A 20,811-nucleotide genomic window follows, 5' to 3' on the forward strand; every position below is an offset into this window, starting at 1 on the left:
ACATCCAGGTATCCGACATCCCGGCGAAACCGATGGTCACCGGATTGCAACACGCTCCGCTTCGGGTGCGGAGCACCTCTTGTCTCGCCGTGTGGCGCACCCCGAGTGCCCGTAGAGTGGCATTCGACCGCCACCGAGGTGGCCCCCTCCCGCGAGAGGAGCGAACGAGTGAAGATCGGCATGCTGTACTCACTCAGCGGCGCGCAGGCAGAAATGGAGAAGTCCATACTCGACGGTGCCGCGGTCGCGGTTCACGAGATCAACGCAAGCGGTGGAGTACTCGGCGAGGAACTGACAGTCGCGGTGTTCGACGATCGCTCGGAAGTCGCATCGACGGCACGCGGAATCGACCATCTGTGCCGTGACGAGTCCGTCGACGTCATCGTCGGCGGGTATACCTCCGCCAGCAGGGTTGCCATGCGGCCGGCCATCCACGCCAATCGATCATTGCTGATGTATCCGACATACTTCGAGGGTGAAGAGAGCGATTCGCGTGTATTCTACTGCGGCGCAGCACCAAACCAGTACCTCACTGATTATCTCGGCTGGATTGCGAGCACTCTCGGGCGACGCGTCTACATCGTCGGATCCGACTACATTTACCCTAGGGTCCTCGGCGAGGCGATACGCCGACTCGGAGCGCATTGGGACGTCGAGACCGTCGGCGACTGGTACGCACCGCTCGGCGAAACCTCCTTCGCGGCGGTCCTCGACGACATCAGGCGTAAACGTCCGTCGGTGATTATCTGCAACCTCGTCGGGCGAGACTCGACTACGGCGTTCTACACCCAATTTCACCGTGCCGGCTTCACGTCGGATTCACTTCCCATCGCCGCGACGGCCACCACCGCGATCGATCTAGGTCACATACCGCCGGAAGTCAGCGACGGCCATTTCATGGTCGCCACCTACTTCTCCAGGATCGAGTCGGACGTCAACGCGTCGTACCGGCAATCCCTGATCGACATCTGCGGACAACGCCGCACACACGCGGCGCAGGTCGGCGCGTACAACGCAGTGCACGCACTGCGTCTCGCCGCTGAGCAATCCCGATCACTGGACCCGGTCGATCTCTCCGAGGCCCTGCTTTGTGTTCGATTCGACGGCAACCCGGAGGGTTTGCCCTTCTTCTTCCGAAACGATCACTACAGCGCCCATCCGTCCTACGTCGGGCGGGCGGCTGACGGCGACTACGACGTCATCGAGGAGTTCCCACCCAGGCTTCCCGAACCCTGGTGGTCGGGGAGCATTCCGCTATCCGCGTCGAGCTGATTCCCTCAGGGTGAGAGCGAGATAGAAGTCCGCACGATCGGCGGTGGCGTGGATCCCGCGCCCGGTCAAGCGCTCGATGCGGGTGAGTCGGTATCGGAGTGTGTTGATGTGGATGCCCAGCTCGGCAGCCGTCGCACCCCAGTGTCCGTCCAGCGCGAGGAAGGTCCGCAGGGTCGCGAGGTAGGCGGAACCCTTCTGTTCGTCGTAGTCGACGACCGGTTTCAGCAGCGCCTGGTAGAGGACGCTCGCCAGCCTCGGCTCGGTCGCGAGCAGTGTCGCCGCCAGGGGCGCCGGAAGCGGAACTGGCTGTCCGCCGGAGCACGAGGACCGGGCGTGACGATCTGCCAGTTGCCGAGCGCTGATCAATCCTCGCACCAGGTCGTCGCTGCTTCGGAGGACACAGGAGCTCGTGCCGATGGATGGCGTGCAGCCGTGTCGTTGGGCGAACAGTCTCGTCAGGACGTCGAGGTGATGATCGAATCCGGTGCCGTCGGCGGCACTGTCGGAAGCACCCCCACCGTCGATCGTGATCAGGGTGTACGCCCCGTCCTCGTAGGCACCGCACACGCACGTACCACCGCTGCGCAGCCCGAGATCTTGCAGGCCGGCAACAACCTGCTCAATCGGTGTGGCCGCGCTCTCCGGCACGACGACCGAGACCGCCCGGATTCGGGTCCCCGGTTCCAGCCCCAGGGATCGCGCCCACGGATCGAGCGCCGCGGAGGCGACATTCGCTCCGATCAGCTCCCGGATCAACGCACTCTCGGACTGGTGTCGAGCCGCCCTTGTCACCTCGATGGCGTGAGCCTGGGCGTCGATCTCTTCGACAAGCTGCGTCACCCGTCTCAGATTCCATGAAATGCGATTCGGATTCGTCAGAACGAGAGCGTGGCCGGATCCAGGAAGTGTCGCGTGGATGGCAGCGGCAGTGCTCGAGATTCGCTCCAATGGAACCGGATTGCGCGCCAGGATTTTCGTCAGAAGGTCGATGTCGGGTGGGTTGGATCCGGAGAGGACGCACCCCTGCATCACCAGCGAGCCTCTGACACCACTCCTTCCGACGAACCCGTCGATGAGGTCACTAATCGCTTCGGGGCCGGACTCCCGCTTCTGCTTGCTCGGGGAACCATCCGGTTGCGGCAGGAGTGCGGCACCGAGCTGATCGAATGGCATGGTCTTCGGCAGCAGGAAGACCGGGATGGATTGGCGCACGCACTCGGTCAGGAATTCCGGCGGAAGACTGCAGTCGTCATTATCGATGACTACCGCAATCCCTCCCTCCGATCGCAAGGCGGAGAGAAGCGATTCGGGTCCCGGCAGCGAGGACCAGACCGTTGACGGGAAGTAGACCAGGCTGCCCTCCGGGGGATCGATCGGCGACGCGGGGTCGATCTCGTAGAGAGCATTCACCGGATCATGCCGCGTTTTCTCCACGGCGCCGGGTGTGAGGGATCGCAGGCCCGCATGATCGACAAGATCGCCTACCGTCGCCAACGCGCGCCTCCTTCCGGACTCCGGTCGTGCGCCGATTATCACGCCATACAGGGGTTTTCTCGACCGGTAGAACGCGCGCGCATGCTCGAGGCCGACTGTGTCCTTCGACACCGGCCACCCACCAGTAGCGATAACACCAACGCGAAGCCCTAAGACATCGCAGGTCAGTTCACCTCCGGTCCGTTAACAGCACCCAGAAGCCGGAATTTTTGGGTGGCGCGTGCTCTGGTGTCCGACCGACCGACCGACCGGCCGACGCCGACTCGACGACTGTCGATGGAGTCGTGGAGTGCCGTTGCCGAACAGAATGGATCAGTTGATCGCCGCCGCGAAGGATTTTCCCGAACTCCCATACCCGGACGCCGAGGTCGTGGCTTGCTCACCCGATACATGGAAAGCGCTCCCGCCTTTTCGCGGCACCAGCTGGGCACCACCGTCGCGTCGGAAGCTGTGGAGACTACCTCTCGGATGGACCGCCGAAGAGTACCTCCGCCATGATTTCCGACGCGATGCGCCGTTCAACGCGCCATGTGATTAGGACCTCAGATATGTTGCCCTACTCGCGGTCTTGATGTATGTTTCTCGATGAAACGTAGCTACACCGACATTTGACTAACATCAGCGAGTCGGAGTGGTCTGCGTTTTTTGCGTTCAGCCATTAAGTGACTTCCTGGTCTGGGTCAAATGTCCGAACCGCAAGGAAAACGATGGCAAACACCCCGAACTCGCAACGCTTCCCACTTTTTGGGCCCTGGCGTTGGTAGTCGCCATTGCGATCATATTCGCGATGGGGACTGGAATTGTGACTGTACTGGTTGGGCTGACTCCGGCCAACGCCGTCCTGTCCGGAGGCGCGGGATTCGCGTCGTCGATGATGGTGGGCCTGGCAGTGCTCAGGTTGGTGAAGGAGCAGCCATAGGCAGGTGTCAATGCAACGCAATCCGCGGCAAGAGAGCCCGTTGGCTGCGGTGTCGATGGTCAGGGCGGAGCCGAAGTTTGTTCCGCCGCACTGGATGTGGTTCCGGAAGACGGGTCAGGACTGCAACCCGGCGCCACCTACGAGATGGGCGGGGAGCGGGCCTACGTCTCGGTCACTCTGTCCCGGCGGGCGCAGGCGATCGGCTATCATCACCGCGCCACCGGTCGCCCCGCAGTGACTCCCATCCGCTCCTTGCGAGAGTGCTTTGCGCCCAGCTCACTGGCTCCCAATTTCCCGTGTCACGTGACCAACCCTCGAGCGGACGATAAGCATCAATGCCGACCGAATGGTCTCTTTCTTTGAGATGGCCGCACGCCTCGAAGTCGTTCCGTGGAAACGGTGCCCGTGTCAGCGAGAACGCGTGAGGACTACCACGATGGTCGCGGTCGTCCGGTCCGCGACTCTCGCTGAGCACTGGTAGCGTTCGTCCAGCTGATCGGGGGTGGGTAGATTCGTTAGTCGTTTTCTCGCTCGTGGGGGCAGGGAAGGTGTGGGTAGTGGCTCAACAGGCCAGGGCTGTGGCGACCAGAGCGCAAATCGTTCGTGGAGCGGCGGAGACGTTCGAGAAGCAAGGCTACCTCGGAGCCAGCCTCGGAACGATCATCGAGAACGCCGGACTCACGAAGGGCGCGTTGTACTTCCATTTCAGGTCGAAAGAAGAGCTGGCGCGGTGCATCGTCGCCGAGCAGCACGCCACCTCCATCGCCTCGGTCGAGGCGATCGGCCGGGAACAGGCTCCGGCGATCGACCAGATCGTGATGCTCTGCCATGAGATGGCCCGGCAGATCGTGCACGACCCGATCGTGCGCGCCGGCATCCGGATCACCCTCGAGCTGAGCGCCGACGAGCAGGGCCCCACCGATCCTTACCTGGATTGGATCAACACCTGCGAGCAGCTGGCGGGCAGTGCCATCGTCCAGGGCGACCTCACGCCTGACATCGATCCGCCGCGGTTCGCGCGGTTCGTGATCAGTGCCTTCACCGGGGTCCAGACCGTTTCGCAAGTGCTCGCGCAACGCACCGACCTGGAACAGCGGGTCGACGACATGTGGATGTTCCTGCTGCCCGGGATCATGCCCATAGACCGGCATCCGGACATCGATCGGATCCGCAAGGCCCGCAGCGTCGGCGCACCCCTCGCACGGGTCGATGCGCAGCTGCCGCCGCGGGGCTGAGTAGCTCAGAGGCGGGCAAGCCGTACCTGTCCCGTCACGACATCGGCACCGGCCTGTCGGATCGCAGCTCTGACCGACAGTGGATCCTCGTCGAGGATCCGGACACGGACGGTGGCGCGTTGATCGAGCTCGGCGAAGCGGTGGAACACCGCGTCGATCGACTCCAGGTGTGCGTTCGGGACCTCGAGTGCCGCGAACGCCCCCTGTCGCAGTACCTCGAGGAGCAGCATTCCCGGGAGGTGATCGAGCGGGTGGTCGAACAACACTGGGTGTGTCACGTCGACACGCAACTCCCACTCGCCCCGAACGGTCGGCAGGCCGAGCACCACGTCTCGTTCGTCGACTTGTCCCACCAGGGCGGGCGGTGTGGCGGTGCCGCACCTCGCCGGGCCGGGGACACGTGCGCCGGCGGTGCCCCAGCGTGCCGTCCTGTAGGCGGACGGCGGGAGGGCCACGGCGACACCGGATGCCGATCCGATCTCCCGGCCTGCTAGCGAGAACCGCAGCTCTATGCGGAAACTCGTCAGCATCTCACCGCGGTACACCAGACTCGACAGCGTGGTGTCCGCCGTCACGTCCGCGGCTGACATCCCGACCCGTAGCGCGTCGAGGTGAGCGCGAACGTGCATGTTCTGCATGATGAATCGCCGGTTCAGTGGTGCCCGGTATCGGGTGTGGGCGAGGTAGATCGCGGCCTGTCGCAACGTTTCTGCCAGCAGCATCGGGTCGTATCGATCGTCCTTTGCGCGGTAGAAGCTGTGACTTCGTGGCCACTGCGCCGCGATGGCGAAGCGGTTGGGCTCAGGGAGCTGGACGCCATCGGTGAGGAAGACCTCGGCGAGCGACTGCCGGTGCACGTAGCGGCGGGCGACGGTCCGCTCGAACGAGAGGGCGGGGAATACCTCACGTACCGGTTGGCAAGCTCGTGTCACGTACCCCTCCACAGAAACCGACCGGTCCTATATGCCGGGAAGCCGAACTATAGAGAGGGACTCGGACATGTGACCAGTCGGGGTCATCGGCAAGGCCTCGAGTGGGGGGCACCGCGAGTCTTAGACGCCCGGAAATTGCTATCCGCCTTGCTCACCCGGTCTCCAGCCGCTCGCGCGACCTCGGCAATTTCATGGTCTGGAAGGGCGACCAGGGATTTTAGCAGGGCGGACGCCAGTAGCAAGTAGTCCTCCCTCCCCATTGCTGGCGCCCCGCGGCCACGGTAGGAGTGTTCCGCATGGATCTCGACCAGTTCGGAACGATCGGCCCACCCGCGTTAACGGCGATACCCTCACCGCCAGCGATCCAGATCGTGGTACGCCGACTCCTCGGCGAGGTGACGTGTGGCCAATACTCCGCGGGATCAACGTGGTCATTCGGATCGCCTCTGAAGAGGCAGATAGTGGTTTCGACTTGCCCGTTCTGGGTGGTGACACCTTCTTCCACGTCGCACAACTGACGGTCCCGATCTGTCTCGGGGCGGGTGGTTACGCGAGGCCGACGTACTTGGTCTTGAGGTACTCCTCGATGCCCTCGGTGCCGCCTTCGCTGCCGAGGCCGGACTGCTTGACTCCACCCAACGGCGCGGCGACGTCGGAGATCACTCCGCGGTTGACGCCGACCATGCCGCTCTCGAGCTTGTCGGCGACGCGGAACGCGCGGTCGACGTAGTCCGCGTCCGGTCTATCGACGATCCCGCTACGGCAAGGCTCGTCAGGGAGTGCGACCTGACCACTCCTTAACGAGCTCGGAGCGGTGTGAGGCAGCGATATCGACATGAGTTGTTGGTTGGCTGCCGTCATCGGCCTCGCCTCCGAGCGTTGCGCTGAGGTTGCCGAGCAGTGCGATCAACCGCGATTCGAGCTGCATGGCGCCGATCAGGTCACCCTTCGCAATAGCGTGCTTCAGCAGCGCCGCCATGTCGTAGAGCTGGTCGGGGAGCGACTGCATTCCGAACCTCCTGAGCGCGTTTCTCCCAGCGAATGCCAAAGGGGAATGTGGCGCCAGACCACGTTGTGTGGCGCGATCTGTGTGGCGCGGCGCCTCACAGTCAGCTTGTTCAATGAGGCGAGCCAATCACGCGCAAGTCGGCTCCCTCAAGCGTTCGCGTAAAATTGTGACCTACGACTAGGTCACATCTCTGACTGGGATCCGTTCGCGGGATAAAGTGACCCCGCTTAGCTTTCGGAGGAAGGTGGGGCCTCTACACAGTTCGATGTCGGGTCTGATGGTGCGCGCTGAGCGTGTGCACGGCAGCGAGAAGTAGTTAGGTCTCTCTAGAAATTTTGGACGTGTCCTGCGGCACGGAGCTGCCGGCAACGCCATGACAGTCACCCACCCGGAATTGCTCAGTGTGGCCCCAGCTCTTCCTGGTCGCCGAGGTCAGGGACCCGTCCGAGCACGATGCCTACTCCGGTCGACATTGCAATCCATACGGCCGCCGCAGACAAAATCCACCAAACCATACCGTGAGTATGATCTGAGGCGCTGATGGCTGTTCAGTGATTGGTGGTTTTGGTCGGCTTGGCGACTCATTTGGTACTTAGCTCCGTCCTCCACCTCGGAGGGCGGTGCCGTGCGTAGGCGGGCGAGTCGATTTCCGAGAGTTCAGTACCGCAATATCATTCACGTAACCGACACGGGATCCGCCCAGGATGGGGACGGAAAGCGAAGCCCCGCCGTACCCGCGGGTTCAATCGGCGGGGCTTCTACACCGGTCCTCTCGGCCGACGTCCACCGCCGGTGCGCGGCTCAGATTATCCGCACCGAAGCGCCACCGCCACAGATGTGTTCATATACCGAACGCCGACTGCGTCACAGTGTTTGTTCGTTTGAGATCTTCACAAGGCCAGGGACCCCGCCGGTGCGAACCAAGGCTGAAGCGACCGGCGGGGCGCCACTGAAACCGATCCGAACCCTGCTCGCGTCACACGAAAAACCCCCAACTCCATTCCGAGAGTGGGGGCGTTTCGTCGTCGTGGCAAACCTCCGGCTCCCGTCGACTGCTGCCCGACAGAAATGGCGCGGCAGATTAGGTGAGGCCCCGCCGCCGCCAGCTTTTGCGAATGCCCCGGCGGGGCCTCTGCACCGACCAGAGTGGGAGGTCGGAATCGGTGCGCGCCCAGACTATCCGCGGCGAATCGTCACCACCAGAAAGGCGTCCACAATTCAACCTTCGACTACGTCACAACAGAAGTATCCGCTTAATGTCAGCGGGTGTGTCATCTTTGGTCAATGCCGCCCACGTGGCCCCGCTCCTCACCAGCCACCTCGACCCCCTTTCGATGGACCGCGGGGACGGTGTTAGCGCGCCTCACGCTAATGATCGGGGCGGTCGTCGGCGAACATGGCCTCGATCCGGGTCTTGATTTCCTCGGTGCTGATCGCGGTGTCGTGCGCGATACCGCGCACACCTTCGACGCCCCAGTCGCCGGCCGACGTCACCAAGAACGGTCGGCCCTCTATCTCATGCCGAACCACGCCCGGGGTTCTCTCGATGAGCGGATCCGGCTTGAGACCGCCCACCGCCACGGGATCTTTCACCGCGACGTCAAGCCCGGGATAACATCCTGCTCACCGAATACGGCGGGCCTGCCCTGACGTATTTCGGCATCGCCCGTATCTCCGGCGGGTTCGAAACCACCGCCCGCATCGTGACTGGCTCGCCGGCGTTCCCGCGCCCGAGGGGCGTCTCTGGCCTCGGCGTATGCCATGTGACGAGCCACAGTTCGAGGGAGTTCGGCCCATCGGTCGGGGTCCCCGCCCAATGTTGGGGAAGGCGGGTGCCGACGATCGGGGTGGGGGTCCTGCCGGCTCGAGCTGATGGTAAACGAACAAATAGGACCCGCCAGCTGGCGCGAGTTATGTATATCCCTCGAATGACGCGGGGTGTGAACCGTTTCCGGTCGAACTGCTCACTCTGCCTTGCCAAACGTCCGAAGTCGGTGAGAACGCCGCGGGTTCAGGCAGAGAAGGACCCTGCCGACGGCACTGGAGGTCTCGACAGGGTCGGCGCTGCCCAGGGTTGGGTGGCGCATGAATAATAAGCCGAACCCGGTTGACGCGCTACCGATGTCAAACCGCCGGGTTCCACAATATGTCGAAGTTCATCGTTCGAATGACACTGCACCCACACGTAAATGCGTAAACACATATCCGCAAATTGGCGGTCGCAGGTTCAATTATGCAAACGACACAAGACAGCCACGAGTTGGAATCGTGATCCTATGCGCATGTGCGAATCTACGCAGCCTAAAGCGGCACCATGTGCGCAGCGAAGGACCCCACCGGCTGACGTGTGAGGAGCTGCCGGTGGGGCCCCGTGCCGCGTAGCCCTCATGAAACGCGGTAGGCAAAGCCCCGCCGGGCTACGGATGGGGGCTCGGCGGGACTTCTACACCGGAGAATCGAGTAGGGAATCGACCCGGTGCGCGTTCAGATTATCCACGGCAGTCCGCCACCGCCACCGCTACAGCTACGCTCACGTTCAGCCATCGAATGCATCAAACACCAGGGGCACTCCTCTCCTCCTGTGAGGAGAGGAGTGCTTTCTGCGTTTGGTCGACCCCAGCCACGTGCCTTGGGGTCGGGGTCTTGCCGTCACGTCACCGGAAGGCGACACGTGGTGACTATCAATGCGCGATTCGGACGAACCCCTCGAGACAGCCCGAGCGCACAAGCGGGACCATGCGCCTCGGATTGGGGATTGGGGATTGGGGATTGGGTCGAGATGAACAACCCCCGCCCACCATTTGGGTCGGTGCCCTAACCAACTGCGGGGGAGGACCGCGTGCAACCAACCTTATGCCGTGCAGGCCCCAAGTCCATAGAGTCTGATGCGGGCAACATGGAGTTTTCCCGCATGGCGAGTCCAAAGGTGCCGTGCCGGAGCCGACGGCGGGGCGTCCAATCCGACCGGTTGCGATCCCCGGGGGATTGCTCGCTGGAGCACCCCTGGACCGGTCTTACGGCACCATTGGCGGCTCACCGGGAGAATTCGTTCAGCGCGAACGGTGAGGCGCCGTCATTCGTCCATTGGTGGGCGACCGGGCCCAGTGCAGAACTGTTGCACACTTCCTGAGCGCGGTGCGCCGAAATTAGGCGTGACCGGAACCCCAACTTCTGCACGTGTTTTGGGCCACATCGGATCAAGAACTTGAGGGAGATGGAACAGAATCGTTCGACTTAGGCATCGTGCACGTCGCGGACATCCACCACGCCCACGATCTGTATCCACGAGGACACTGCATGAATGAGGATCGGCATGACAACGCTGGTCGATGCACAGCGACGACCAACACCACTGTGCGTGACGGCTTCGGGGCGATCGTCAGGCACGTAAGTCGGCGATGCGTGCTCGACGTACATGCTAACGGCGCCCACCAGATCGAGTTGGTCGATGGACGCCAGGTCAAGCTGCCGAGGGCGAAGAAGACGCCCAAACCATTTCTGTGACACACCCTCGTCGGCTCGTCCGGTTGGGGAAAGAGGTGAATCCGCGCCTCGAAGAGCCGCCTTCGCTCCGGTCGCCGACGACGTGAATGTGACACCGGACGACGACCTCATCAACCATCTCGTCGCGGACTGCCCGTGTACCGACACCACCGATCTGGTACCCAGATCGGACGGCAGCACCAGCTGGCTCATCACACACCAGAGCCTCGACGGACGCGAGCAACATGACTGAGGGTGGTGCTCGCGTGCCATCACTGCTCAACCAGTTGCACGACACGCCAGCCAAGCCTACCCACACACAAGCGGAGGGCGATCTCGTCGGCGTCGTGCAACTCGAATCGCAGATGAACACCCCTGGCCGACAGTCTGAGCCCATCACACCATCGAACGAAGCCGAGCTTGAAGCTTGGCGTCACCAACTCGGACACGCCCACTGTTGCTCAGAATGCCCCGGCGGGGACGGGGACACGCCAGCCGCCCGCTCCGGACAGCAGGTTGGCTAGTCGGCGGTCCCGATTCACGTTGGTCAGACCCGCGAGATGTGAAAGCCCCGCCAACCATTGGGAGGGCTGGAAGGGCGATGCGGCGGCCTCGAGGTGAACCGTGCCGACGCTGGAGAACCTCACCACGCCGAGGGACCGGGGCAAGAGTTTCCGCTGGAGAGTGCGTCCGGTCAATTCCATCGTCAGAAGACGCGCTACGTCCGTAGCCGCGACACTGTCGACCCGCTAAATATGGAGGCGATTCGTCGTTGGCGGGCTGGGACACCTGCCAGCTCCCGCTTGGGGTGACAGGCCGGCGAGGGTCCCTGCCTCCGCCGGTTCCGGGGGAGCAGCAACGGAGAGTGCCGACCCCGGTGGGAGGCGAGAACTGGATCACCATCCAGAAGTCAACTGAAGCAAGCGTTCGCGAAAGAATCCGGCATATGATCCGGTCAGGCCTATTGCCGAGAGTCGTTCGGGGGCATGATGAAACCCGCCCAACTTTCGGAGGGGGCGGGTCTCTACACTGGCTTGATGTCGGGTCGGACGGTGCGTGTTGAGCGCATCCACGGCGGCGTGAAGTAGCTATACCTCCCGAAATTTTCGTTACGTGTCCTGGGCCACAGAGTGTCAGCACTGCCGCGCCGGATGCGCTGTCCAAAGTTGCTCACCCGGAGGGGGGTTCTCTGCCGGCAGGACCGCTTACGCTTGGCGCTCCAACGGGCCTCCATCAGATTCCCGGTCATATACCCCCGCCCAGAATCGCTGAGTCACGCTTCACTGCGAGACGTAAGGGGTGGACTCCTGCAGGGTCAATGGCTGCTTGCGTAAATCCCGACGAGGACGCCAAAGCCGATAATGGACAGCGCGGCAATCCAGGGTGCCGCTTGGCGGCAGGTTCATAGAGTGCCTCGCTCCCGTTCGGCGGTGGACGCCGTCGTTCCAACGACGACGTGCAGGTGGTTGCTGGGAAGAGCGGGATAGAGTCGTGACATCGTATGCCGACGACCTGGTTACCGGCGCGTAGTAAACGCCCTGCATGGCGATGGATGGCCGACCAGGTCGATCTCGGCGAACCCCGTTTCGCGTCGTCGCAGTCCGTCCAGGGCCGCATCGGAATCTGCGATTTGAGCAGCTAACCCGGGTTCGTGTGGCTGCGGCCCTTCAACTCGCTGCTTGCGACGTTCCGGCGGCAGGCGGCGATCGATCGTGGCCGCAGACATCCCTACGAGGTTCTTTCTATCGCTCGCGGCACGAACCCTGAGAGCAAGGAGGAGAGCTAATTCGTGGCCGCCGATTTGAGAGTCGGTTATGGCGAATATTGCTATGTCAATCGCCGCGTCTAATTCGTCGGCCGGTCCGGTGGATAGCGCGAGGATGCCATCATCTCGCGCGGGCAGTACAGTCGACCGGTAAAGAAAATTAAGGAGTGGTCATGGCGCGCCAAATAGTGGTCGAACACGTCGACGACATCGACGGAACTTCCATCGACGACGGAAAAGGCGAGACGATCGCCTTCTCCGTGGGCGGCATCGATTACGAGATTGATCTATCAGCGAAGAATGCGACAGAGTTCCACAAGAAGCTCGATTACTACATTGAGCATGCGACAAGGGTGGGCGGCCGCAAGAACCGGACAGCAGGCACCCTCCACTCCGGCGGTAGCCCGACGAAGTCGACACGGCGAGACCGCGACCACGTGAGAGCCATCCGCGAATGGGCGCACGAGCAGGGCTACGAGGTTGGGGACCGTGGGCGGATGCCCACGGATATCGTGGAAGCGTACAACGCAGCTCACTGACGCCCTGTCATGTCCTTGCAGCGCACCGATCACTTCGCGGCAGCGTCGACAAGGGCCTTCCGCTGATTCGGCCCCAGACCACCGATCCGACGCGAATCGGGAATCGACAGCTCCTCCAGCAGTTGAGCGGCCTTAATCGGACCCACGCCAGGGAGTGACTTGACGAGGGCCGACACCTTCGTCTTCTTCACGATTTCGTCGGACTCGGCCTTTTCGAAAACAGCACTCACGGTGAGGTCCCCCGACTTCACAGCCGAGAGAAGTTCGCTTCGCAGCTTCCGTGCCTGAGCTGCCTTCGCCAAGGCTGCCGCTCGCTGTTCCGGTGTCAAAGTGGGCAATGCCATGAGAATTCCTCCGAGTATCCGCCACAAAAATGCCGCCGGATGGAACTGCGTGTGCAGTAAACGGCAACAGGAACGGCCATCGCTCCATCGCTCCATCAATCGTAACAATCCAAGGAAACGAACTAAACCGGATCGCACCGCAAACCGAATTGTCGACTGACCAATTTAGGCTTCGATCACCGCGGAATATGGCACGAGTGAGTCGATATCATGGGTCAGGATCGACACCGCGAAACCCGGTAGGTTCGGACCCATGCGGGTGGCTGCGACCCTTAGGTCCGGCACCACACGAGAAGCTATGCCGCCGTGCGAGGACCCCGCGGACGGGACGCCGGTGACACGCCTAGCAATGCTAGCGGTGCTCGCTCCTCGTCCGGCAGGTTATGCGCGCGCCACTTCTTCACAGCCCGATACAGCCACTGCCCCAACTGCTCGCCATCATCGGTGACGTAGTTGGCGGGTACCAGAGCGTCACCGTGCTCTTCGCGGTATGCGGCGATCGCCGTCAACATGCGCCGACGCTTCGAATCCGTCCTCGCGACCGCCGGGAGGGGCTGCCCCTTCTCGCACCATACGAAACCAATCGCGTCGAGCTCGCTGATCCGGCTAGCCGGCAGCGTTCCAAGCATCCGGGCGACACGCTGACGGGTCTGCCACCGCCCGAGGTGGTATCCGTTGTCGGTGACGTGGTCTTCCGGGACCGGAGAGTGCGGGTGCGTGTGACGGAACGCTGCGTACATCCGCAGTGGCGACAGTGATGCTCTGACATGCGCTGGTCGCATCGAAATCGGTCCTTCCGCGTCGATCATGAGCTCCAGTAGTCCAATCGTAGTTCTTTCAAGTATGTCCACATATATAGCAGCACCCGCCCTCGCAATCGTGATGCAGCGCTTGCCTCGGGGGACGGACACGCCTAACGGCGTGGTATGAACCACGGCTACGCCGGAAATCGTTCCGCAGGCCTACCGTGGAAGAAATTCAGGAGTCTTCCGCTCCCGCAACCGGATTGAGACGAAACCTGAAGTGGAGAAGGAGACGCCTTGAGGTGTCAGATCGGCGATACAACCTCCGCGTGCTCGCATCCTGGTGCGCTACGCGCCGTCAACTGCTCGCTCGCGGCGACATTCACTACCGTCGCACTTCCCCCGCTGTGGTACGTAGCCGGGGTGTCGCCCGAACACGACAGAACGCATCCAGCTTCTGCTGGGCTCGTTCGACGGTGAGATCGTCGGACAGTGTGCGCCACCAGCGCTGGGCGGCAGTAAGATACCGCGCACTCCGTTGCGCCAGGGCGAGGATCGCGACCAGGGTCTCGGCGACCATCAGCTGTGCGGATAGGCATCTTCGCCCCCGCCCGATAATGGCGGAGACCGACAATGGTGCAGTCGCCAACCCCCGTGATACCAACTCCGCGAACGGAGGGTTGGTCAAGATTCGCTGCTTCGCGCTCCCGCGCACCCTGCTCACGTGTGCATCGTGCCGCCAGACACCAACAGCCCCTGAAAGTCACAAATTAAAAGCACCGAATTCGACCTCGAGGTGACCGACTTGAGGTGCAAGGTCCGCCGAGGCAAGCAGCAGGGTTCCGTAATCAAACAGCAATAGAAAAAACGAAGTGACACTCTGGCCAGGAGAAGGAGCGCGCATCCCGTGTGATGCTCTCGATGAGGCGTCCAGATCTGCATGTTCAGATGTCACGCCGATCTCACCTTCCTGAAATGGGTGCGACGCACCGGACTCGTACGCTCGGTGTTCATCCGCCACATCAATCCGATGGGTCGCCGCTCATGAGTACCAACAAGACATCCCGGACATCACCGCCCAAGCCAGGGCGACCGCGCACGGCTTCGGCCGGTCAACTCTCTCCCCAGGATCTCGCCGGTGTCGTCGAAGCGCTCACCGGCCAACGTGTCCTCCCGCGCCAGGGCGTGGGTGAGTCCCGCGAAAAGTAGCACCAGTAAACGGCATCCTTGCAGTTAGAAGCCCGGCTGTCTCACAAGACCAATGCCCCGAAATGGCGGTTGTAGACCGGCGCTGAGGAATGTAGATGGCACGTCGTAGAGACTCGACGGGTAGAGGCTCCCTTTGCAGCGATTTGCGGAATATCGGATGTGTCGAGTCGGGTGCTTGACGAGGTGCCCGTAGGCGGTGGTGCGGGGCACGTTCAGCATGGTCGCGATCTGGGCGACGGTGCGTTCGCCGGCGTCGTAGAGCTGTTGGGCGAGCTGGATTTGATCCGGGTTGAATTTCGGGCGGCATCGAGGGTTCGAGCGATTGGGAACAGTTCGTCACGGCGGTGTCGGAAACCGACGGACGGGGAATCCCGCGGCCGCGTATGCACGCTTGCTGGCCGATCCGGACACTGGGTGCGGGAGGCGGCGGCGTTGAGGTGGTGCGGGTGGGAGGGCACGCAGCGTCTCGCTGATGCCGTGATGGCGTCCGAGCCCGCCTATGACCTTCCGGCCTACCTCGTTATTGGAACTACCAGCGGGATGAGTTCTGTCGGCGGTGAAGCGGCGGGCGGCCGTTCCCGCAAGCGGATCCCTGAGTGGTCGAGCCAGGGATCGCCCTGTTGGTCGGCAGCCGTGTGGGTACACCAGGATGATGGCCATGCGGACGAAGTTTCAGGAGCAACTCGACGCGCTGACCGATCGGTTGGCGTCGATGTGTCACCTGGCAAAACAGGCCATCGAGTCGGCCACCGACGCCCTGACTCATGTCGACTTACCCGTGGCCGAGCGAGTCTTCGACCTCAACGAGCAGATCGAGGCGTTACGAGGGCCGTGCGAGGAGCAGGCGATGGCGCTGCTGGCGTTACAGGCTCCGGTCGCCCGCGACCTGCGCCAAGTTGTCACCGGCGTGCACCTGGTGGCGGATCTGAGCCGTATGGGCGGGTTGGCGCAGCATGTGGCCGAAAGCGTGCGCCGCCGGCACCCAAACCACATCGCCTCCGGACAGGCTGAACAACTCCTCGGGCGAATGGGCCGGTTGGCAGGAGAGCTGGCGGGCCTGGCTGAACAGGTTCTCCGTACACGAGATCCCGAGCTGGCTGCGGAATTGGATCGACGAGATGACGAACTCGACAGCCTGCATCACCAGCTCTTGGATCTGATTCAGGATCCCGCGTGGACCGACAGCATCACTGCGGCGGTCGACGTGACCCTGCTCGGCCGGTTCTACGAACGCTTCGGTGACCACACGGTCGTGGTCGGCCGCCGGGTGATCTTTCTGGTTACTGGAAAACAGCTGTCGCAGTAGCTATTCCCTGCCACCCGAAGGTTCGCGCGAATTCCGTGCCTGGGAAGCGGGCGGTCGGTAGACCTTTCCGGTCAGGCGGCGAAGCCGGGTCGGTTGGCCATGGCGTCGGCCGAAACCGCGATATTCAGGACCGGACTGGATCGTGGCTTCCAATGAGGTCGAGGAAGCGTGGGATCGTCTGTTCCGATTTGCCGACAGCAGATCGTGCCCGATGCCCGGATAGATTTCGACCTCGACCGACTGGGTGTGTTTCCGGGCGCGGTCCGCTCCGAGCTCGGGTTCGCTGACGGCCGTTTCGACGCCGAAAAGCACCAGACTTGAGGCGGTGATGGCGGCCAGCTGTTCGTTGGTGAACGGTCGGTCCCAGGGCATAGCCATTCGGAACTTCACGGCCGCTGTGGCGACTGCGAACTCCTCATGGGGCGACTCTGGCCCGGGCATCAGCGACTTGTTGAGCATGCCCATCCGCTGGAGGTCTGGCCCACCGCATCCTCACCGAGCAGCACCGTGTTTCGATCACGCTGGCGGCGATCATCGGTGCCCGGCGGGCGCCCGGCTGTGGAGAGGATGGTGATACTCAGCCACGACATGGCGAGGCAGATCCTCCGATCCGATCCGATCCGATCGTGCGGGCCGGCGGCCGCATCACCGTCGAACTCAGCACGCAAGACCAGGGCCCGACCCGCCCGTATGTGGGGTGCCGGGCCGCCTCAGTCGTGACCGTGCGATGTCCGACGGACCCCTGCGAGGTCCGCGATCGGCGAGGGAGCGCGGTCGATCAGATCGTGGAGGCGAGGTGGCGTTGTAGTGCGCCAGGATCCGTTCGACGAGAACGAGGCCCGCGGAGGCTGCGGCGATGTCGAGAGCGGGATGAGTGGGGTTGGCCGGGTCGGTGGTGAGCATCCAGGCGAAGTGGTCCTCGTTGTGGCGGCACCGGTACACCAGTCTGTCGGCGGCGGGGGCTGCGGTGAAGAGGGCTCGGGCCCAAGTTCGGGTGCGTAGGTAGTCGGAGGGATCGGAGATGGTGAGCCAGGTGTCCTGGCCGACCGTGGCCGGGTGCGGTCTGTGCAGGGCGATCACGGTGACGTCGGTGGTGACGGTGAGCCGGCTGAGCCCGCCGCCGGCGATCCGGGCGCGCGGCACCAGCCGGGTGCTGCCGGTCACGGCGAGGTCCCGGCACAGGGTTTCCGCGACCGCCGCCTCGAGTGAGTCCCCAAGGTAGGTGTAGGCGTAGTCGCCGGTGAGGCTGTCGAAGCGGGCGCCGCCGGGGAACGGTGGGCTGCGCGGTCGGATTCACCCCGTTGGCCGCATAGGTTCCGTGGTGGATCCGCCACAGTTCGGTGCGTCGCGGGGCAGTGAGACGAGGACGGGATTCCGGTCAGGTCGGGTGGGGGGTGGTGCCGCGGGCACCGCCTCAGTCCGCCAACAGGCCGCGGGCGATGGCCCGGACCTCCTCGTCGTCCCCCTCCAAAGTGGCGAGGTCAGCGGGCGACGGCCCCTCGGTGAGCCACCCGGACGGACTGAGCCACCAGGAGCTGACACCCCACGGGTCGTGCTTCGCATCGAGGAGGTGGGTGATTTCCGCGACGAGCGGTCGGACCTTCGAGGTCGCCGCGTCGAATTAGAAACTGAGGTAGAGGTAGCGGCCGCCCATCTCGTATCCGACGATGTCTCCGCGTTCGCGAAACCGGCTGGCGGGGCTGCGTCGGTTTCTGTCGCGCGAACGCAGCACGTCGGCGACATCTGCCGCTACGAGATGGGGATGTTCGAAGATCGCCTGCCGGGCCGCGGTCTCGATCCGGGCCCGCGCGATCGATGCGGTCACTGCGTGGGCGGGCACTGCGGCGGTGAAGGAGGCGCTGAGGGTGGGGCCGGAGGCGACCAGCGAGAGCAGGGCTTCACGCACCGAGCTCATCGATTCCCGGTTCGTGACTTCTCGGGCGAGGACATGAAGAACTCGCCATCGGGCAGGGCGCGTAGCTCCGCGCCGATACTGAGCACTGCTCATGACAGCTCCTCCGTGGCGACAGCAATGACAGTTACGCGGTCGTCGTTTCTGTCGCACGACGAGTCAGTGTCGCCCGCATCAGCGTGGCCACCGACAGTGTCAAGCCAGCAGCCGCTGCGGCAGCCTTCCGTGCGCGGACGGTGTTCGTGCAGGTCGGGTCGTGTACCTGGCCGGGGTGGTGCATATGCTCGACCCCGGAGTTCGCCGAGCGAAGAGGTGCATCAACATGGCCAGAAACAACGGCAACCGGCCGGTAGGTGGCCCGGAGTTGACGATCGGCGTCAGGGTGCTGGTCCGCAGGAACACCGAGGCCGACGTCACCGGTGAGATCGGCGAGGACTACGCGGAATTGACCGACCCCGGCGGCCGTGGGCACGAGTGGGCGCCGGTGCATCGGTGGGCGATCGCGCTCGACGACGGGCGACTGATCTTCGCCGACACCGAAGATCTGACCATCGATCCCAGCACCCACCGCTCCGGCCCGGATCCGGTAGTGCGCACACCCGGCAGACACAGGGGAGACTGATCGGCAGCAGACTCGGGTCCTGTCCACATCATTGACCGAGTTGGCCGAGTGGTGCGGCCGCCCTGGCCCTGAAGACCTTCGTTCATGTCAGGACAAAAGCCTAGAGCGCGGTGGCGCCGGTCTCCCGCTGTCGGGGGCGCATCTTGGGTCAGTGTTCACCACGCCGTCGCCCTGTTGCCCGCCGGCGCCCGATGGTGCACGATCGAGCCCGTGCGCAGATCCCGCTGGCCAGCGATCGCACCGCCGCCGTGTGGTGGTGTCTCGGTGCACGGCCGGCAGCTGCTGTCGGCTCACCCTCAAGTGACGTTCGATCTGGTACGCATCGTCGCCTTCGAGTGCGGTCTGAGCGTGCACCTGGCCGTGACGGCCACCGGTAGACGGGCCGAGCTGGCGCGGTATCAGACCCGGCGGTTGACCGACCCGCGCGATCACTCGGCTCGATGGTCGTATCTCGCTGTGCAGGCGGGGACCGACTGCCTGACCGTCGCGGACGCGTATCTCGCCCGCCCGGATCTACAGGCCTGCGCCGACGGGATCTGCACGTACCGCACCCATCCGCAGTACTGGCTCGGCACCGGGCCGCCGTCGGAGACGGTGACGATCGCAGCCCAGTGGCCACAGATCGGCCTGGCACCGATCACGACGACCGTGTCCCTCGCACCGCTCGACCAGGCATGGACGTGTGCCTACGGGGTGCGTCCGTCGCGCGGCGTTGAATCGGGGCAAGAACCGACCGTGGAGGGGTGAGCTGTGTGCGGACGGTACGCCAGCACCACCACTGAGAAGGAGCTGCGCTCGATATTCAACGTCGACGAGGTCATCGGCGACGAGCTGCGTCCGTCCTACAACATCGCCCCGACCCAGCAGATCCGGGCAGTGCTCGAACGGGCGCCACGGGAGGAGCCGGACGCGGCACCGGTCACGCAGCTGCGGACGCTCACGTGGGGATTGGTGCCGTCGTGGTCGAAGGAAGCCAAGCTCGGCCGCCTGATCAACGCCCGCTCCGAGTCGGTGACCGAGCGCCCCTCGTTCCGAACGGCCGCCTCGAAACGGCGCTGTCTGATGCCCGCGGATGGTTACTTCGAGTGGGAGAAACGCGACGGCAAGAAAATCCCGCACTTCCTGCACAGTGAGGGAGTGCTCGCGATGGCCGGCCTCTACGAGCTCTGGCGTGATCGTGAGCTTCCGGAGGACGACCAGAACGCCTGGCTGTGGACGGCAACCATCTTGACCCGGCCCGCCACCGATCCGCTGGGTCACATCCATGACCGCTGTCCGGTGGTGCTGCCGGAGACGTTCCAGCAGCACTGGCTCGACCCGACCCTCACCGACAAGGACGACGTCCAGGCCCTGCTCGCATCGGTGCCCGACCCTGGTCTATACCCGTACGAGGTAAGCACCGCGGTGAACTCTCCGCGCAACAACTCTCCGGATTTGCTCGAACCCGTGTCCTGACGCAGCGTTTCGACCGCCCGACGGAATCGGAATCTTGCGGGCCAGCGCTAGAACGCCAGGCGGGACGCCTCAGTTGATCCGGACCCCGTAAAAGTCACGGTGAATCCCGCGGTGCCCACGCGTGGGTGCCGTGTGCCATGCTGGAGGCACAGTTGACGAAGTCGCGGGGGTGACATGACTGTTCATGTATTGGTGCGGTCCACGGGAAGACGTGGATGGACGGTGCGGTGTGACCTGTGCGAACGCAGCTTCGATACCGCGGTCGACGGTCAGTCCGACGCGGTGGCCTTTGCCCGAACGAACGGGTGGATCATCGGTGAGGTGACGTGGTGCCCGATGTGCGCGGCCTCCCACACCCGCCGCACCGCCTGAATGCCAGGATGTACGCCAGATCAAAGGGGCATGAAGGGACTTGGTGTGATGGGGGAGTGGGGCCGTGCGAGTACGGTGCACGGGATGGGGCCATCTCTGGTAGATCCGAGGTGATGTGCTCGCGAATCATTTGTTGGGGGCAGATCCTAACCCGCAGGCTGTGTGGATGTCGTCATCACCGATCCGCAGTCGATCGATGA

Annotated in this window: 16 protein-coding genes and 2 pseudogenes; 8 read left to right on the top strand and 10 right to left on the bottom strand. The window is 63.6% G+C overall.

From position 1 onward, the window contains the following. Positions 1-168 precede the first annotated feature (168 nt). Positions 169-1,272: a transporter substrate-binding protein gene (locus ACLIVD_RS41855; protein WP_491933651.1), complete on the top strand. Its 1,104-nt coding sequence runs from the start codon at positions 169-171 to the stop codon at positions 1,270-1,272. Here the strand turns inward: ACLIVD_RS41855 and ACLIVD_RS41860 are convergent. After that, entirely contained in the window at positions 1,255-2,112 is an 858-nt protein-coding gene (locus ACLIVD_RS41860; RefSeq protein WP_491933652.1) for a PucR family transcriptional regulator, read from the bottom strand. The genes ACLIVD_RS41855 and ACLIVD_RS41860 overlap by 18 nt on opposite strands. A 2,130-nt stretch (positions 2,113-4,242) precedes the next feature. On the opposite strand from ACLIVD_RS41860, the gene ACLIVD_RS41865 reads away from it, so the two are divergent. Further along, on the top strand, positions 4,243-4,920 hold the full coding sequence (locus ACLIVD_RS41865) for a ScbR family autoregulator-binding transcription factor (RefSeq protein ID WP_491933653.1): 678 nt from the start codon (positions 4,243-4,245) through the stop codon (positions 4,918-4,920). Positions 4,921-4,925: 5 nt separating this feature from the next. Here the strand turns inward: ACLIVD_RS41865 and ACLIVD_RS41870 are convergent, their stop codons facing one another. The 3 genes and pseudogenes from ACLIVD_RS41870 to ACLIVD_RS41880 form a co-directional block, all read right to left on the bottom strand. Then, positions 4,926-5,852, bottom strand: a complete 927-nt coding sequence (locus ACLIVD_RS41870; RefSeq protein ID WP_491933654.1) for a ScbA/BarX family gamma-butyrolactone biosynthesis protein — start codon at positions 5,850-5,852, stop codon at positions 4,926-4,928. 546 nt (positions 5,853-6,398) lie between these two features. Next, positions 6,399-6,578, bottom strand: a pseudogene (locus tag ACLIVD_RS41875) (aldehyde dehydrogenase family protein); the annotation flags it as partial. A 46-nt stretch (positions 6,579-6,624) separates the two neighbouring features. Beyond that, on the bottom strand, positions 6,625-6,861 hold the full coding sequence (locus ACLIVD_RS41880; RefSeq protein WP_491933655.1) for a hypothetical protein: 237 nt from the start codon (positions 6,859-6,861) through the stop codon (positions 6,625-6,627). 1,486 nt (positions 6,862-8,347) lie between these two features. Between ACLIVD_RS41880 and ACLIVD_RS41885 the strand changes: the two are divergent. Next, a pseudogene (locus ACLIVD_RS41885) lies at positions 8,348-8,609 on the top strand (hypothetical protein); the annotation flags it as partial. Between the two features lie 1,486 nt (positions 8,610-10,095). Here the strand turns inward: ACLIVD_RS41885 and ACLIVD_RS41890 are convergent. Then, complete coding sequence (locus ACLIVD_RS41890; RefSeq protein WP_491933656.1) at positions 10,096-10,557, bottom strand: hypothetical protein; 462 nt, start codon at positions 10,555-10,557, stop codon at positions 10,096-10,098. Positions 10,558-12,282: 1,725 nt separating this feature from the next. Here ACLIVD_RS41890 and ACLIVD_RS41895 point away from each other — a divergent pair. After that, the gene (locus ACLIVD_RS41895; protein WP_491933657.1) at positions 12,283-12,648 is read left to right on the top strand and encodes a histone-like nucleoid-structuring protein Lsr2; all 366 of its coding nucleotides are present in this window, start codon (positions 12,283-12,285) and stop codon (positions 12,646-12,648) included. Between the two features lie 29 nt (positions 12,649-12,677). Here the strand turns inward: ACLIVD_RS41895 and mihF are convergent, their stop codons facing one another. Beyond that, positions 12,678-12,992, bottom strand: coding sequence for an integration host factor, actinobacterial type (gene mihF / locus ACLIVD_RS41900; RefSeq protein WP_491933658.1), 315 nt, complete (start codon positions 12,990-12,992; stop codon positions 12,678-12,680). Between the two features lie 296 nt (positions 12,993-13,288). Continuing rightward, positions 13,289-13,801, bottom strand: coding sequence for a helicase associated domain-containing protein (locus tag ACLIVD_RS41905; RefSeq protein WP_491933659.1), 513 nt, complete (start codon positions 13,799-13,801; stop codon positions 13,289-13,291). A 1,801-nt stretch (positions 13,802-15,602) separates the two neighbouring features. On the opposite strand from ACLIVD_RS41905, the gene phoU reads away from it, so the two are divergent. Then, on the top strand, positions 15,603-16,250 hold the full coding sequence (gene phoU / locus ACLIVD_RS41910) for a phosphate signaling complex protein PhoU (RefSeq protein WP_491933660.1): 648 nt from the start codon (positions 15,603-15,605) through the stop codon (positions 16,248-16,250). Here phoU and ACLIVD_RS41915 read toward each other — a convergent pair whose 3' ends face one another. From ACLIVD_RS41915 to ACLIVD_RS41925, 3 genes are all read right to left on the bottom strand, one after another. Next, positions 16,251-16,709 (bottom strand): hypothetical protein, encoded by a 459-nt coding sequence (locus ACLIVD_RS41915; protein WP_491933661.1) that lies wholly within the window; start codon positions 16,707-16,709, stop codon positions 16,251-16,253. It abuts the gene before it with no gap. 198 nt (positions 16,710-16,907) lie between these two features. After that, positions 16,908-17,543 carry an RES family NAD+ phosphorylase gene (locus ACLIVD_RS41920; protein ID WP_491933838.1) on the bottom strand — a complete coding sequence of 212 codons (636 nt, stop codon included), beginning with the start codon at positions 17,541-17,543 and terminating at the stop codon, positions 16,908-16,910. 328 nt (positions 17,544-17,871) lie between these two features. Beyond that, entirely contained in the window at positions 17,872-18,258 is a 387-nt protein-coding gene (locus ACLIVD_RS41925; protein ID WP_491933662.1) for a hypothetical protein, read from the bottom strand. Positions 18,259-18,484: 226 nt separating this feature from the next. Here ACLIVD_RS41925 and ACLIVD_RS41930 point away from each other — a divergent pair, with 226 nt between their 5' ends. The 3 genes from ACLIVD_RS41930 (at position 18,485) to ACLIVD_RS41940 (ending at position 20,239) form a co-directional block, all read left to right on the top strand. Next, positions 18,485-18,784, top strand: coding sequence for a hypothetical protein (locus tag ACLIVD_RS41930; RefSeq protein ID WP_491933663.1), 300 nt, complete (start codon positions 18,485-18,487; stop codon positions 18,782-18,784). Between the two features lie 300 nt (positions 18,785-19,084). Further along, entirely contained in the window at positions 19,085-19,531 is a 447-nt protein-coding gene (locus tag ACLIVD_RS41935; RefSeq protein ID WP_491933664.1) for a serine/threonine protein kinase, read from the top strand. A 3-nt stretch (positions 19,532-19,534) separates the two neighbouring features. Continuing rightward, positions 19,535-20,239, top strand: coding sequence for an SOS response-associated peptidase (locus ACLIVD_RS41940; protein ID WP_491933665.1), 705 nt, complete (start codon positions 19,535-19,537; stop codon positions 20,237-20,239). Positions 20,240-20,811 lie beyond the last annotated feature (572 nt).

The sequence above is a fragment of the Rhodococcus sp. G6(2025) genome (assembly GCF_058628105.1).

Excerpts from the sequence above, each read along its gene's own strand:
- ACLIVD_RS41880 (WP_491933655.1), bottom strand. The coding sequence starts at position 6,861 with ATGCAGTCGCTCCCCGACCAGCTCTACGACATGGCGGCGCTGCTGAAG.
- ACLIVD_RS41890 (WP_491933656.1), bottom strand. The coding sequence starts at position 10,557 with ATGAGCCAGCTGGTGCTGCCGTCCGATCTGGGTACCAGATCGGTGGTG.
- ACLIVD_RS41895 (WP_491933657.1), top strand. The coding sequence starts at position 12,283 with ATGGCGCGCCAAATAGTGGTCGAACACGTCGACGACATCGACGGAACT.
- mihF (WP_491933658.1), bottom strand. The coding sequence starts at position 12,992 with ATGGCATTGCCCACTTTGACACCGGAACAGCGAGCGGCAGCCTTGGCG.
- ACLIVD_RS41905 (WP_491933659.1), bottom strand. The coding sequence starts at position 13,801 with ATGATCGACGCGGAAGGACCGATTTCGATGCGACCAGCGCATGTCAGA.
- phoU (WP_491933660.1), top strand. The coding sequence starts at position 15,603 with ATGCGGACGAAGTTTCAGGAGCAACTCGACGCGCTGACCGATCGGTTG.
- ACLIVD_RS41915 (WP_491933661.1), bottom strand. The coding sequence starts at position 16,709 with ATGCTCAACAAGTCGCTGATGCCCGGGCCAGAGTCGCCCCATGAGGAG.
- ACLIVD_RS41925 (WP_491933662.1), bottom strand. The coding sequence starts at position 18,258 with ATGAGCAGTGCTCAGTATCGGCGCGGAGCTACGCGCCCTGCCCGATGG.
- ACLIVD_RS41930 (WP_491933663.1), top strand. The coding sequence starts at position 18,485 with ATGGCCAGAAACAACGGCAACCGGCCGGTAGGTGGCCCGGAGTTGACG.